This is a genomic window from Bradyrhizobium sp. 215_C5_N1_1 (assembly GCF_052075935.1).
Classification (GTDB): Bacteria; Pseudomonadota; Alphaproteobacteria; order Rhizobiales; family Xanthobacteraceae; genus Bradyrhizobium; species Bradyrhizobium barranii.
In genome coordinates this window covers 1,920,089-1,933,009 of record NZ_CP197228.1, presented here as the reverse complement: position 1 = coordinate 1,933,009, position 12,921 = coordinate 1,920,089, and the positions used below count along the sequence as shown (strand labels likewise).

Annotated in this window: 11 protein-coding genes; 5 read left to right on the top strand and 6 right to left on the bottom strand. The window is 64.9% G+C overall.

Annotated elements, in window-relative coordinates; all coding sequences use genetic code 11:
* Nucleotides 1–5 precede the first annotated feature (5 nt).
* From AB7G19_RS09025 to AB7G19_RS09005, 5 genes are read right to left on the bottom strand one after another with little or no spacing between them, the layout of a single operon-like run.
* Nucleotides 6–932 carry a 2-hydroxyacid dehydrogenase gene (locus tag AB7G19_RS09025; protein WP_063981453.1) on the bottom strand — a complete coding sequence of 309 codons (927 nt, stop codon included), beginning with the start codon at nucleotides 930–932 and terminating at the stop codon, nucleotides 6–8.
* A gap of 13 nt (nucleotides 933–945) precedes the next feature.
* Entirely contained in the window at nucleotides 946–2,274 is a 1,329-nt protein-coding gene (locus AB7G19_RS09020) for an NAD(P)/FAD-dependent oxidoreductase (RefSeq protein WP_063981452.1), read from the bottom strand.
* A 55-nt stretch (nucleotides 2,275–2,329) separates the two neighbouring features.
* Nucleotides 2,330–3,205: an ABC transporter permease gene (locus AB7G19_RS09015; protein ID WP_063981451.1), complete on the bottom strand. Its 876-nt coding sequence runs from the start codon at nucleotides 3,203–3,205 to the stop codon at nucleotides 2,330–2,332.
* A gap of 2 nt (nucleotides 3,206–3,207) precedes the next feature.
* On the bottom strand, nucleotides 3,208–4,158 hold the full coding sequence (locus AB7G19_RS09010; RefSeq protein WP_063981450.1) for an ABC transporter permease: 951 nt from the start codon (nucleotides 4,156–4,158) through the stop codon (nucleotides 3,208–3,210).
* 27 nt (nucleotides 4,159–4,185) lie between these two features.
* Nucleotides 4,186–5,877, bottom strand: coding sequence for a peptide ABC transporter substrate-binding protein (locus tag AB7G19_RS09005; RefSeq protein ID WP_063981449.1), 1,692 nt, complete (start codon nucleotides 5,875–5,877; stop codon nucleotides 4,186–4,188).
* A 203-nt stretch (nucleotides 5,878–6,080) separates the two neighbouring features.
* Between AB7G19_RS09005 and AB7G19_RS09000 the strand changes: the two genes are divergently transcribed.
* The 3 genes from AB7G19_RS09000 to AB7G19_RS08990 all read left to right on the top strand — a co-directional run bounded on the left by AB7G19_RS09000 (nucleotide 6,081) and on the right by AB7G19_RS08990 (nucleotide 9,509).
* A complete protein-coding gene (locus AB7G19_RS09000; RefSeq protein WP_063981448.1) occupies nucleotides 6,081–6,713 on the top strand; it encodes a cupin domain-containing protein in 633 nt (210 codons plus the stop codon).
* A 134-nt stretch (nucleotides 6,714–6,847) separates the two neighbouring features.
* Nucleotides 6,848–8,698: an ATP-binding protein gene (locus tag AB7G19_RS08995; protein WP_441267755.1), complete on the top strand. Its 1,851-nt coding sequence runs from the start codon at nucleotides 6,848–6,850 to the stop codon at nucleotides 8,696–8,698.
* Between the two features lie 163 nt (nucleotides 8,699–8,861).
* Nucleotides 8,862–9,509, top strand: a complete 648-nt coding sequence (locus AB7G19_RS08990; protein WP_187387948.1) for a hypothetical protein — start codon at nucleotides 8,862–8,864, stop codon at nucleotides 9,507–9,509.
* Between the two features lie 63 nt (nucleotides 9,510–9,572).
* On the opposite strand, the gene AB7G19_RS08985 is transcribed toward AB7G19_RS08990, so the two are convergent.
* Entirely contained in the window at nucleotides 9,573–10,598 is a 1,026-nt protein-coding gene (locus AB7G19_RS08985; RefSeq protein ID WP_084795337.1) for an AraC family transcriptional regulator, read from the bottom strand.
* A 186-nt stretch (nucleotides 10,599–10,784) separates the two neighbouring features.
* Between AB7G19_RS08985 and AB7G19_RS08980 the strand changes: the two genes are divergently transcribed.
* Together AB7G19_RS08980 and AB7G19_RS08975 are read left to right on the top strand one after the other, a co-directional pair.
* Complete coding sequence (locus AB7G19_RS08980) at nucleotides 10,785–11,234, top strand: cupin domain-containing protein (protein ID WP_063981444.1); 450 nt, start codon at nucleotides 10,785–10,787, stop codon at nucleotides 11,232–11,234.
* Nucleotides 11,235–11,322: 88 nt separating this feature from the next.
* Nucleotides 11,323–12,834, top strand: a complete 1,512-nt coding sequence (locus AB7G19_RS08975; protein WP_187387947.1) for a flavin-containing monooxygenase — start codon at nucleotides 11,323–11,325, stop codon at nucleotides 12,832–12,834.
* Nucleotides 12,835–12,921: the final 87 nt, after the last annotated feature.

Below are 12,921 nucleotides of genomic sequence, written 5' to 3'. Positions count from 1 at the left end.
TTGCCCTAATAGCCGCGACTGCGATCGACGCGCCCCGGCAGATCTTCGCCGCGGCGGTGGCGCGCGATGACGTCGAGCACGAAATCGACGGCCGTATCAGGCGTCGTCATGCTGGCATTGTGCGGCGTCAGCAGGATGCGCGGATGGCTCCAGAACGGATGGCCGGCCGGCAGCGGCTCGGGATCGGCAACGTCGAGCACCGCACCGGACAGTGCGCCGCTGTCGAGCGCCGCGAGAAAATCGGATTGGACGAGATGCGGGCCACGCCCGACATTGACGAGCCCTGCTCCGCGCGGCAGGCGCGCGAACAGATCGGCATTGAGGATGCCGCGGGTCTCGTCGGTCAGCGGCAGCAGGCAGACGAGAATGTCGGCCTGCGCGAGAAACTCTGGCAAGGTGTCCGTACCGGCGTAACAGGTGACGGCTTCAATCGCGCGCGGCGAACGATTCCAGCCGAGAAGCGGAAAGTCGAACGCCTTGAGCCGGTCGAGCACGGCCTGGCCGAGCTGGCCGAGCCCCATCACGCCGACACGACGACGTTTGGCCGGCGTGATCCGGATCTCGCGCCAGACCTGCTCCTTCTGTTGGCTGATGAAGTGCAGGAGATTGCGATGCAGGGCGAGCACGGCCATGGTGACGTATTCCACCATGGTCTCGGCGATGCCGGGCTCCAGCATGCGGACGAGCGGTATGTGCGGTGGAAGTTTTGTGGCATCGAACTGATCCACGCCAGCACCGACCGAAAAGACCAGCTCGAGATTGGGAAAGGTCGTCGCGATGTCGTCCGGCGGTACCCACGCCACCAGGTAGCGCACCTCTGCGGGATCGCCGATGTCGGGCCAGAGCCGGAACGACACATCGGGCGCGCGCTCGGCGAAGAAGCGCGCCCATTCGGCGCCGCGAACCATGTTGGCCTTGTAGAGAACCGTCATGCCACCAGCACTCTCAGAACGGGCTGACCGGCGCGAGACGCCGGCCGTCGATCATGCGCTTGTGGCTGTAGGCCGCGGGATCGACCAGCGGCGTCGCGCCGGTCACGATGTCGGCGGCGAGCTTGCCGGCCGCAGGACCGATGCCAAAGCCATGGCCGGAGAAGCCCGTCGCGAGGAAGAAGCCGGGCAAGGCATCGACCGGCGAGATCACAGGAATGGTGTCCGGCGTGCAGTCGATCGTGCCGCCCCAGGCTTCCGCGATCTCGATGTCCTTCAATTCGGGATTCGACTTGATCAGCGAAGCCAGCGCCGCGTTGACCAGCGACATGTCAGGCGCCGGATCGCGCACACGCTCGGTCTCGAACGGCGACGGCTTGTCCAAACTCCAGCTCGTGCCGCGCACGATCTGGTCGAAGAACGACTTGCCGAACGACAGTTTCAGCCCGTTCTTGCGATGCAGGTAGGTCGGCCAGAAGGTGCGCGCGTAGCGGAACAGGTCTGGCGACAGTTCGACCGTGCCGCGGCCGCGCAGCGCCAGTGTAAAGCCGCCGTCGAGGCGGCGACGGATACAGTAGAAGTCGGTGCCGAGCGCGCCGGACGTGATCTCCGGTCCCGGCGTGGTTCGGCATGCGGTGGCGTTGACGAGACCGATCGGCAGCTCGATGCCGTGACGGCGGCAGAACAGCGACGACCACGCGCCGCCCGACAGCAGCACGGACTGGGTGCGAATGGTGCCCTTCTCGGTGACGACGGCGCTGACCCGTCCGCCCTGCGTTTCCAGCCCGCGTGCAGCGCAGCCCTGGTGGATGGTCACGCCGTGCTTGCGTGCAGCGGTGGCGAGCGCGGGCACGGCCATCGACGGCTCGGCGCGCCCGTCGCTCGGCGTGTGCAGACCGCCGACCCATTTCTCGGAATTGCCGGGCAGGCGCTCGGCGACTTCCGCCGGCGTCAGGACGGTCGAGTGGACCTGCATCTCGCGCGCCGTTGCGGCCCATCGCTCCCAACTGGCCAGCTCGTCCTTGCTTTTGGTCAGGAACAGCACGCCGGTGCGGCGGAAGCCGGCATCGACACCGGCGTCGTTCTGCATGTCCTCCCACAGCCGGAGCGCCTCGCGGGCCAGCGGGATCTCCTCACGGGCGCGGCCCTGCTGGCGGCACCAACCCCAATTGCGGCTCGACTGCTCGCCGCCGACATGGCCTTTCTCGACGAGGGCGACGGAGAGACCCTTCTTTGCCAGATGGTAGGCCGCGGACACGCCGATGACGCCGCCGCCGATGACGACGACGTCCACCTGCGCCGGCAGGCGTTCGTCGCTGTTTATACGGGTGAGCGGCGGGGACATGGGACACTCCAGCTATTCAGTTCGATCGAAGCAAGTCGGCTCGGGGGCAGGCTCGTCATGGGATATTCATTCGCGGATCGAGCGCGTCGCGCAGGCCGTCGCCGAGGAAATTGAAGCTCGTCACCGCGAGCGTGATGGCGACGCCCGGCACGATCGCAAGCCACGGCGCGCTGGTGAGATAGATCTGCGCGTTGTTGAGCATGTTGCCCAAACTCGCGGCCGGCGGCTGGACGCCGTAGCCGAGGTAGCTGAGATAGGATTCCAGCAGGATCGCCTTGGCGACGTTCAGCGTCGCCGCGACCACAATTGGCGCGATCGCATTGGGCACGAGCTCGCGAAACATGATCCGCAGGTTCGACGAGCCGAAGGCGAGCGCAGCAACCGCAAACTCACGTTCTCGCAGCGAGCGCACCTGGGCCTCGACGACGCGGGCCACCCACATCCAGGCGGTCGCCGCGATCAGGACGGTCGTGGTGATCAGGCCGGGCTCGGTAAGCGCCGCCAGCGCCAGCAGGAGAAAGATCGTCGGGAAACACAGCACGGCGTCGACCAGCCGCATCAGGACCGCGCCGACCACGCCGCCATAGAAGCCGGCAAAGGCGCCGACGGCGATTCCCACCGCCATCGCGATCACCATCGCGACGATGCCGATCGTGAGCGAGACGCGTCCGCCCATCATCAGTCGCGCCAGCACATCGCGGCCAAGTTCGTCGGTGCCGAGGATATGCGCACCCGACAAGGGCGGCGCGAACCGCTTCATGATGTCGATATGGGTGTCGTCGAACGGCAGCAGATAGGGACCGAACGCCGAGCCGAGGACGAGAACCAGAATGATGACAGCCCCCGCAAGCGCAAGCCGGTGCCGGCGAAAGCGCCGCCATGCGGCCTGGCCGGGCGCGAGCTGAGCGGTCGAGAGGGTCGCAGCCGTCATTCCTAGCCCACCCGGATGCGCGGATCGACGACGGCATAGAGGATGTCGGCAAGCAGCGAGCCGATCAGCACCATGGTCGCCGAGAACATCAGGATGCCCATCACCACGGGATAATCGCGGTAGCCGATGGAATCCAGGAACAGCCGGCCCATGCCGGGCCAGGTGAACACGGTCTCGGCGACCAGCGCACCGCCGAGCAGCGTCGGAAACTGGAGGCCGGCCACAGTGATCATCGGCAGCAGGGCGTTGCGCAGCGCGTGCACGGTGAGGATGCGCCATTCCGGCATGCCCTTGGCGCGCGCGGTTCGGATGTAGTCCTGGTTAATCACCTCGAGCATGGAGGAGCGCATGAAGCGACCCCACATCGCGGTCTCGACCAGCGCCAGCACCAGCGCCGGCGCAATCAGATGATGCAGCAGGTCGAGGAAGGAGCCATCGCCGACCGTTTGGCGATTGCCGGCCGGCAGCCAGCCGAGCTTCACCGAGAACACGTAGATGGTGACCAGGCCGAACCAGAAGGTCGGGATCGACAGCGCGATCATGGCGCCGACGGTCGCCAGCGTATCGAACAGCGAATAGCGGCGCAGCGCGCCTAGCACGCCGATCCAGCAGCCGAGCAAAACCGCGATGATCGTCGCCGTCGCCATCAGCTCCAGCGTGGCGCCGAGATGGGAGGAGATCACAGACAGCACCGCCTCGCCGTCGCGATAGGACTTGCCCCAATCGCCTCTCAGCATACGGCCGAACCAGTCGAGATACTGGATCGGCAACGGGCGATCGAGGCCGAGCTGCCTCGTGACGCGGTCGAGGTCCTCCTGCGTCATCTGCGCGGACGCCGCGTATTGCGACAGCGGACCGCCGGGGGCCAGATGCAGGATGGCAAACCCGATCGCGGAGACGATCACGAGCAGCATGATCGCCTGCGCCAGGCGGTTGACGACGTAACGGGCCATCTCAGGCGATCCAGCGAGCCTGAGGCATCAGGCCCAGTACCATTCGCGGATGTTCCAGCAATTGATGGACGTGTTGATGTTGGGACGGAAGCCCTGCAGCCCCTCCTTCACGCCCTCGGCGATAAAACCCTGGAACAGCGGCAGGATGGCGAGGTCGTTGCGGATCAGCTTTTGCAGATCGCCATAGGTCGTCTTGCGCTGGGCGAGATCGAACTGTCTGGCGCCCTCGGCAAGCAGACGATCGGCCTCGGCGCTGTTGTACTGATAGGTGTTGAAGCCACGGCCGCCCTTGGCAGGGATAGCGCCGGAGCCGAAGCGCGGCGTCACGTCGGGGTCGCTGCCGAGCATGAAGTTCACGGACACCAGCACCGAATTGAACTTCGACTGCTGCCAGAAATCGCCCCAGATCACGGCGGCCGGCATGTTGTTGACCCGCATCGCCGCGCCGATCGCGCGCCAGTCCTGGATCAGGAGCTGCTGGGTTTGCTCGCGCACCGCATTGCCCGACGTCGTCGAGTTGGTGAATTCGAGCTTGACCCCACCCTTCTCGCGGATGCCGCCGGAGCCCCGGGTCCATCCGGCCGCGTCGAGCAACGCGTTGGCCTTGGCCGGATCGTATTTGTGTTGCGGCAGGCCCTGCTGGAACGACCAGGCCTGTTGCGGCACGAAGCTCTCGGTCTGCGTCGGCAGGCCGTAGTTCAGCGCATCGATGATCGCCTGCTTGTTGATGGCAAGGTAGAGCGCCTCGCGCACCGCGCGATCGGCGAAGGGGCCGAATTCGAGATTGGGCGCGACGTGCTCCACCGACGACGTCGCGGAGACGAAGATCTTGCGGCCCTTCAGCGTCTTCGCCTCCTGCACGAAATTCGGCAAAATGCCTTGCAGGCCGGTGTAGTCGACCTGCCCCGTGCGGAACTGGGTGTAGAGGACGGTGAGGTCGGGGATGTATTTGAAGACCACGCGTTCGACGTAAGGTCCCTTGCCGTGGTAGCCGGCGTGGGCATTCAATTGAATGTGGTCGCCGGGCACGCGCTCGCCCCAGCGGAACGGCCCGGTGCCGACAGGCGCATTGTGGAACGGCGAGGCGTTCGGATCCGACAGCTTCTCCAGGATGTGCTTCGGCACGATGAAGGTGAGCGACAGGATCGACATGTAGGGCGAATAGGGAGCCTCCATCCGCCAGTGGATCTCGTCGGGCGCGACGACCTTGATGTCCTTGACGAGGTTGTGGCCGACGCGGTTGCGGACGCGGAAGTCGGGATTGTTGATCAGGTCCAGCGAGAACTTCACGTCCTCGGCCGTGAACGGCGTGCCGTCATGCCACTTCACGTCGCTGCGCAGCTTGATCTTCCAGGTCAGGCCATCGGCCGACAGGCCGCCATTCTCGATGGTCGGGACTTCGCGCGCGAGGTCGGGAACGAACTTGCCATCGGGCTCGATGAACCAGAGCGGCGAGAACACCTGCCACCAGATGCCCTGATCGACCTCGATGCCAGGCATCAGCGGATGGAAGACGGTCGGCTCCTGCGACAGCGCCGCGATCACCTGCCCGCGCGGCTTGTCCGGCGGATTGGTCGGGCGTTCGCTCTGCGCAAAGGCGTTGCCTGCAAGGGTCCATCCCGCCGCGGCACCCGCGCCGAGCTGGAAGAATTGTCGGCGATTCGGAATGCCGAGATGACGCAGTCCGCCAACGCCGAACTTGCCGGTGCTGTCTGCCATGACCAGTCTCCGTTCCCGCACACGGCACCGTCTCCCGCGCCCCCGAGACCCGGCAAAGGGACAGGAGTGGGCTTTAGTGCTTCTAAATTTTTCAGTCAAAAGTTCATCATGACTAAATACAGCTGTCAATCACATTGCTAGGATGCGCGACCTTTTCACGCCGCCGGCCATTCCGGCGGCGAGGCAATGCATGGGAGAGCGACATGGATGGTCGCGGCGAGACCAACAGCCCGAAGGACGCCCCGGCGATCGAGGCTGACGATGCGGTCGACCAGCGGCTCGGCGAAACCGTGCGGCTGCTGCGGCAGCGCGCCGGCCTCTCGATCCAGGACGTCGCCACCAAGACCGGGCTCTCCAACGGCATGATCAGCCAGCTCGAACGCGCGCGGGCCATGCCGTCGATACGGACGCTGCGCCTGCTCAGCATCGCGCTCGACGTTCCCATCTCCTATTTCTTCGAGACCACCGATCCCGCCGACGTGCAGCGCTACATCGTGCGCAAGAACAGCCGGCGCCTGTTGCGGCTCACCGCCAGCGGCGTCGTCAAGGAAGCGCTGACGCCGGCAGACGAGGGCCAGCTCGAACTCTACGAGCTGACGCTCAACCCCGGCGCCTCGTCCGGCACCGACTTCTTGCAGCACACCGGCGAGAAGGCCGGGTACATCCTGTCCGGCAGCCTGCGGCTGTGGCTCGACAACCAGGCTCATCTGCTCGAGGCCGGCGACAGTTTCCGCTTTCCGAGCATCGTGCCGCACATGTTCGACAACCCGACCCAGCAGGCCGCGCGTGTGATCTGGGTCACGACGCTGCGCCAGACCGATTCGCCGGCAGGTTGAGCGCGAGGAACGCCGGCGCCCCGCCGGAAATTGCCCCTCGACGCAGGCTCGCGGAGCCTGTAGCTGACGTGAAGCCGGAGCAATCTACAGCGCGAACGCGAGGGTCCCGCGATTGACGTCGCTGGTGTGAGACCATGAAACTCAGACCGCTTCTGACACTCGCGATGGCCGCGCAGGTCGCCGTGACCGCCGCGGCCCTCCTCGCCTCCTATGCCGGGACCGGGTTCGGCTTGGCCCAGGTCGTCGCTTTGCTGGTAAGCGGCGCCGTCGCGGTCCTGCTCGCACGGCTGTGCACGCGCGCGATCGAAACGGCGCAGGACAAACGCGCCGCCGCGCAACTGGCCGAGCAGGCCCAGGCCAGCGCACAGATGAACCAGGCCGTCATCAAGACCGCGCTCGACGCTTTCGTTCAGACCGATGCGAACGGCATCGTCCTGGAATGGAGTGTCCAGGCCGAGGCCCTCACCGGATGGACGCGCAAGGAGGCGCTCGGCGCCGACGTCGTCAACCTCCTCATCGCCGAGTCGCTCCGCGACGGCTTCAGGCAACGCATGATGCGGCTTTTGCCGGAACTGTCGGATACGCCGATCGGCATCCGGTTCGAAGCGACGCTGCTGCATCGGAACGGCGACCAGATCCTGATCGAGGCGTCGAGCACGGCGCTCCAGCTCGGCGGGCGCACCATCATCAACAATTTCGTCAAGGACGTCACCCAGAAGCGCGCCGCCGAGGAGCAGCTGATCCAGGCCCAGAAGATGGAGGCGGTCGGCCAGCTCACCGGCGGCATCGCGCACGAATTCAACAACATGCTCACCGTGATCACGGGGACGATCGAGATCCTCGCCGACGCCGTGAAGGACGACCCGCCGCTTGCGACCATCACCAAGCTGATCAGCGAAGCGGCCGATCGCGGCGCCGCGCTGACGTCGAGCCTGTTGTCCTTTGCCCGCAAGCAGGCGCTCCAGCCGGCCGAGATCGACGTCAACGAGCTGCTCGAAGAGGTGGCAAAGCTGCTGCTGGCGACCTTCGACAAGAAGATCGAGATCGTGTCCAGGCTTGACCGCAACGTCTGGCTGGCTTTCGCCGACCGCGGCCAACTGAGCGCGGCGCTGCTCAACCTCGCGATCAACGCACGCGACGCGATGCTGGATGGCGGCAAGCTCACGCTGACGACGCGCAACGTGGTGTTCGGCGTGCGCGAGGCCGTCGCGGTGGGCGCCGGCTATGCCGGCGACTATGTCGAGATCGAGATCGCCGATACCGGCACGGGCATTCCGCAAGCCATTCTCGAACGCATCTTCGATCCGTTCTTCTCGACCAAGGATGTCGGCAAGGGCACCGGGCTCGGCCTCAGCATGGTGTTCGGTTTCGTCAAGCAGTCCGGCGGCGGCATCAAGGTCACGTCCGAAGAAGGCCGCGGCACGATTTTCACGATCTACCTGCCGAAGGCCGAGACCAGTACGCTCCGTCCGGCCGGCTATGACGAGCGCAAGGTCGTGGGCGGCACGGAAACCATCCTTTGCGTCGAGGACGATCGCGACGTCCGCCAATATGTCACCGTCCAGCTCGAAAGCCTCGGCTACAAGGTCATCTCCGCCGCCAACGCGACCGAAGCGCTCGCCATCGTGGCCGACGGCGCGCCGTTTGATCTGCTCTTCACCGACATCGTGATGGCCGGCGGCGTCAACGGACGCGAGCTCGCCGAACAGATGGTGGCCGCGCGGCCCTCGCTGCGGGTGCTGTTGACGTCGGGTTATGCCTACGATTCGCTGCACGCGCAGGGGCGTGCCACCATGGGCGCGCCGCTTCTGGCAAAGCCGTACCGAAAAGCCGAGCTCGCGCGCATGCTGCGCCGCTCCCTCGACACCGCCGTTGACGCCGCGGGCGATCCGATCCCGACGCCGTACTCGGTGCAGGCGGATGTTGAGGGCTTTTTACGCAGGCAGGCATTGGAAGACGGCGCGACTCGATCGCGGAAGACGTAGGTTTCCGCTGGCCGGCCGGACCGAGCCAACGATGGCTTATGCACAATTCTCTTGCAACCTGTGCGGGCGGCCGGAATATTGTCTGCCCCGGACAACCTACCATTTCAGACGCCAGACGTTTTGAAGACCTAAGCCCTACTTGACATCATTCGAGGACCAGCCCATGGCGGACGTCGCAAATCAACAATTCAAAGAGCAAACGCCGAACACCTATAAGTGGGCACTGGGAGCAAGCGGTGTGGTCGCGGTCGCGACGACAGCGGCATTGTCGATAGCCCCCGAAGTCGCAGGTTACGCTATGGCTGGCCTGATGTTCTTCATTTTGCTGATGTTCATCGTCGTCAACTTAGAGATTGGGACGACTGCCAACGCCAATCCTCTTGCGCAAAATGCGCGGCTCCAGGTGAAGGTCTTGTCCTGGTTTGCAACCGTCGCTCTCATCCTGGGAGCGACATCGATCATGTCGTCGATCCTGCTTGGATGGCCACTACAAATATCAATTGCCCAAGACACGGGATCGAAGAAATACCTCGATTCCATCAAGCGCTATGACCTCCCGAAAAGCACCATCGAGCGAATTGCAGCCGGCGTCTGGCAAGAAAGGCTTCTGAGGGATAACTCAGCTCTCTATACATATACGGAGACGAGCTTCACACCGCACTTCCTGACATTGTGGGACGACAAGCGAAACGTGACTGTGCGAATTCCAACGCGGGGCGGCATGCTGGAATGGTCCATCAATGACAAGTTCAAGGACTGCGACGGCGAGTATTGCTGGGGTGACGTCAACCAGGCGACGATGTTTAGATGATGATGCATTGTCCTTGTCGCTCGCTTTTCGACAAAGGTTGATCGGGAAGCGCGGCGCTTTTCGCTAGCTCATCCTTCGCCGCAGCGTTGCCGACGGCGTCTCACCGAATTTTTCGCGGTAGGCACCCGCCATGCGGCCGAGATGGGTGAAGCCGAGATCGAAGGCGATCTCGGTGATGGAGACATCTGGCGAAGCCTGCGCGAGCCGGGCGTGCAGAGCAGCGAGGCGCATGTCGAGCAGCATCTCCGAGATCGACACGCCGAAGTGGCGGCGGAAGCCGAGCTGGAGCGCGCGGACGCCGATCCCGGACGCGCAGGCGAGCTGCGCGAGGTCGAGCGGCTCACCGGCATTTTCCGCAAGATGGTCCCGCGCGGCGCGCAGTGCACGCGGCAAACGCTCGGCTTGCCCCGAGAACCTCCTGATGGCATCCGACAGGCCATGGCGCTGGCCATTGAGGAGATGATCGAGCAGCACCTCGCGCCAATCGGCCATCGCGACCGGTGAAAGCCTGCCGGACGGCCCGAGACGCTCGGCGAGCAGCATCAGCTCGGCAAGGCTGGTCTGCAGGGCCTGCCCCGCCGGTGCGTCGAGGTCGATCGCGGCATCAAACTCGACCGGGCCGGCCGCCCTGCCCGACAGCGACGCAGCGCGTTGCTCGACCATGCGACGGTCGAGCAGCAGGATCGCCTGCGCACAGTCGCTCCACATCATCCGGGTCGGGATGGTCGGCGACAGCAGCGACGCCGTCCGGCCCGGCGCAGCATCGATTTCGCTGACGCCGGCACGAATGCGGGCGGTGCCGGTGAGCGGGACCTGCACCAGGAAGAAGCGCTCGAGGCAGCCGGGATCGATGCTCACCGACCCGCCATAGGCGACATAGTTGATGGAGAAGCCGTCGAACGCCGCGCAATTGTGCCGGGCGGAGAAACCGGGTCCGCGCGGCCGTACCGGCTCGAGATTGTGCGGGCAGAAGATGCGTCCGATCTGCTCTGCCGCTTCGTCGACATCGTCCGTGGTGACGCGGGCGAAGTCCGCAAGCCGTTCGGCTGCAGACGTTCTTGCGGTCATTTCCAGCACGGCTGCGGACATCATCGACCACGCTTCGCGTCACGGAATTGCTTTAAGCCTATAATGGTTCCTCGAACGCGGAAAGGGCCGCGTCGCAAAATCATCATGCTGCACGGCAACAGTCGCGTCCGGATTCGTTTAGCGGATAGACACCGACCGTCGACGGGTCGAAACTCCATCCTCGCCGGAATCCATGAGGAGCGAGCCATGACTGCACTCGAAAAGGGCATAACCGCTGTTGGCACGGGCTATGGTGGCAAGAGCTGGAACATCCTTGGTCAGGTCTATTTTCCCAAGGCCGTCACAGATTCCACCTTCGCGTTCGAGACCAACAGCGAGCCCGGCCAGTTCGTGCCGGTGCACATCCATCCGACCCAGGACGAGTTCATCCTGGTGCAGGAAGGCACGCTCGACCTCAAGCTCGACGGCCAATGGGTCAAGGCCCATGCCGGGGATCTGGTGCGCATGCCGCGCGGCATACCGCACGGCTATTTCAACAAGTCCGACAAGCCGTGCCGCGCGCTGTTCTGGGTCTCGCCGATGCAGAAGCTGGAGGCGCTGTTCAACCAGCTCCACAATCTGACCGACCCCGCCGAGGTCGTGCGCATCTCGGCGCTGCACGAGGTCGACTTCCTGCCGCCCGAGGCCAACGACTAGGCAGCGGCCTCCCCGTCCACTTTCATCTGCTTGCAGGTCCGCCGGCCGCGCATCGCGGCCGAACGTGGCCGCTTGCGCCCGAAACACATTGATCGCGAGGAATCCCATGGTCAGCCCCAAGCATGTCTGCGTGATCGGCGCCGGCGTCTCAGGCCTCGCCGCCGCAAAGGCGTTCTCCAGCCACGGCCACCGCGTCACCATCGTCGAGCGCAGTGCCGATCTCGGCGGCGTCTGGGAGCCGGCCCGCTCCTATCCTGACGTGCAGACCCAGAGCCCGAAGGAGCTCTACCGCTACACCGATCGCGCCATGCCGGACAGTTATCCGGAATGGCCCACCGGGCCGCAGGTCCATGCCTATCTCTGCGACTATGCGAAAAACTTTGGCCTCGATCACATGCTGCGCCTCAACACTGGGGTCGCCGGCATGGAGCGCCGCGCCGATGGCAAACCGGGCTGGACGCTCACGCTATCAGGCAAGGACGGCGCGACCACGAACGAGAATTTCGATTTCGTCGCGGTCTGCACCGGGCAGTTCAACGAGCCGCGCGAGCTGCATTGCCCGGGCGAGGACGGCTTTCTGGCGCAGGGCGGCCAGATCCTGCATTCGTCGACATACAGCGATCCGACGCTGGCGAAAGGGCGGCGCGTCGTCGTGCTCGGCGGCTCGAAGTCGGCGACCGACATCGCCGTGAACGCGGTGAAATCGGGCGCGCGCGAAGTCACCATCGTGATGCGCGAGCCGGTGTGGCGCATTCCCTATTTCATCGGCGGGCTCGTGAACTTCAAGCGCATCCTTTACATCCGCGCGCAGGAGGAGATGTTTCCGGGCTGGGGCGCGAGCTCCATGGCACGGCTCGCGCACCGCATCGCCGCGCCGCTGATCTGGGCGAACTGGCGCGGGCTGGAGAGCCTGCTGAAGGCGCAGCTCAAGCTGAACCGGTGCAAGATGGTGCCGAAGGAGCGGATCGAGGACGGCGTCAACTGCTCGGTGCCGATCGCAACGCCGGACTTCTACCCGATGGTCGCCGACGGCCGCATCAAGGCGGTGTTCGGCAGCTTCGACCACTATGAAGGCGACAGCATCGTGATGAGCGGCGGCGAGCGCGTCGCGACCGACGTCGCCGTGCTCGCGATCGGCTACAAGCTCGGCGTGCCGTTCCTGCCCGAGGCCTATCGGCAGAAACTTGTCGATGCGGACGGGCAGTACCGGCTCTACCGCCTGATCGCCAACCCTGATCTGCCGGAGATGGGCTTCGTCGGCTTCAACTCGTCGTTCTGCACCGTTCTCTGTGCTGATCTGGCGGCGAACTGGCTGGTGCGCTATGCCGACGGACAGCTCGCGAACCAGCCGACGGCGCAAGCGATGCGCGACAATGTCGAGATGATGCTGCACTTCAAGCGGGTCGAACGGCCGGCCGCCGGCGTCTATGGCGGCCTCTGCGTCGCGCCCTATCACTATCGCCATTTCGACGAGCTCATGGCCGATATCGGCGCCAAGAACCAGAAACGCGGCGGGCTCGCCGGACACTTCCAGCCGCCGGATGCGGATGCCTATGCGAAGTTCCTGGCGACGGCGCCGGAGTACCGGGCCACAGCGTAAGGTCGGAGAACCCGGACTGTGCGTGATTTGCAACTCGCCAGTCCGCGCGTTTGATGTTTACGATCCCGTGACCGACGAATCTCCGGC

Bases quoted from the DNA above. Each gene is read 5' to 3' on its own strand.
- AB7G19_RS09025 (WP_063981453.1), bottom strand. From the start codon at position 932: ATGACGGTTCTCTACAAGGCCAACATGGTTCGCGGCGCCGAATGGGCG.
- AB7G19_RS09000 (WP_063981448.1), top strand. From the start codon at position 6,081: ATGGATGGTCGCGGCGAGACCAACAGCCCGAAGGACGCCCCGGCGATC.
- AB7G19_RS09010 (WP_063981450.1), bottom strand. From the start codon at position 4,158: ATGGCCCGTTACGTCGTCAACCGCCTGGCGCAGGCGATCATGCTGCTC.
- AB7G19_RS09005 (WP_063981449.1), bottom strand. From the start codon at position 5,877: ATGGCAGACAGCACCGGCAAGTTCGGCGTTGGCGGACTGCGTCATCTC.
- AB7G19_RS09020 (WP_063981452.1), bottom strand. From the start codon at position 2,274: ATGTCCCCGCCGCTCACCCGTATAAACAGCGACGAACGCCTGCCGGCG.
- AB7G19_RS08990 (WP_187387948.1), top strand. From the start codon at position 8,862: ATGGCGGACGTCGCAAATCAACAATTCAAAGAGCAAACGCCGAACACC.
- AB7G19_RS08980 (WP_063981444.1), top strand. From the start codon at position 10,785: ATGACTGCACTCGAAAAGGGCATAACCGCTGTTGGCACGGGCTATGGT.
- AB7G19_RS08985 (WP_084795337.1), bottom strand. From the start codon at position 10,598: ATGTCCGCAGCCGTGCTGGAAATGACCGCAAGAACGTCTGCAGCCGAA.
- AB7G19_RS08995 (WP_441267755.1), top strand. From the start codon at position 6,848: ATGAAACTCAGACCGCTTCTGACACTCGCGATGGCCGCGCAGGTCGCC.
- AB7G19_RS09015 (WP_063981451.1), bottom strand. From the start codon at position 3,205: ATGACGGCTGCGACCCTCTCGACCGCTCAGCTCGCGCCCGGCCAGGCC.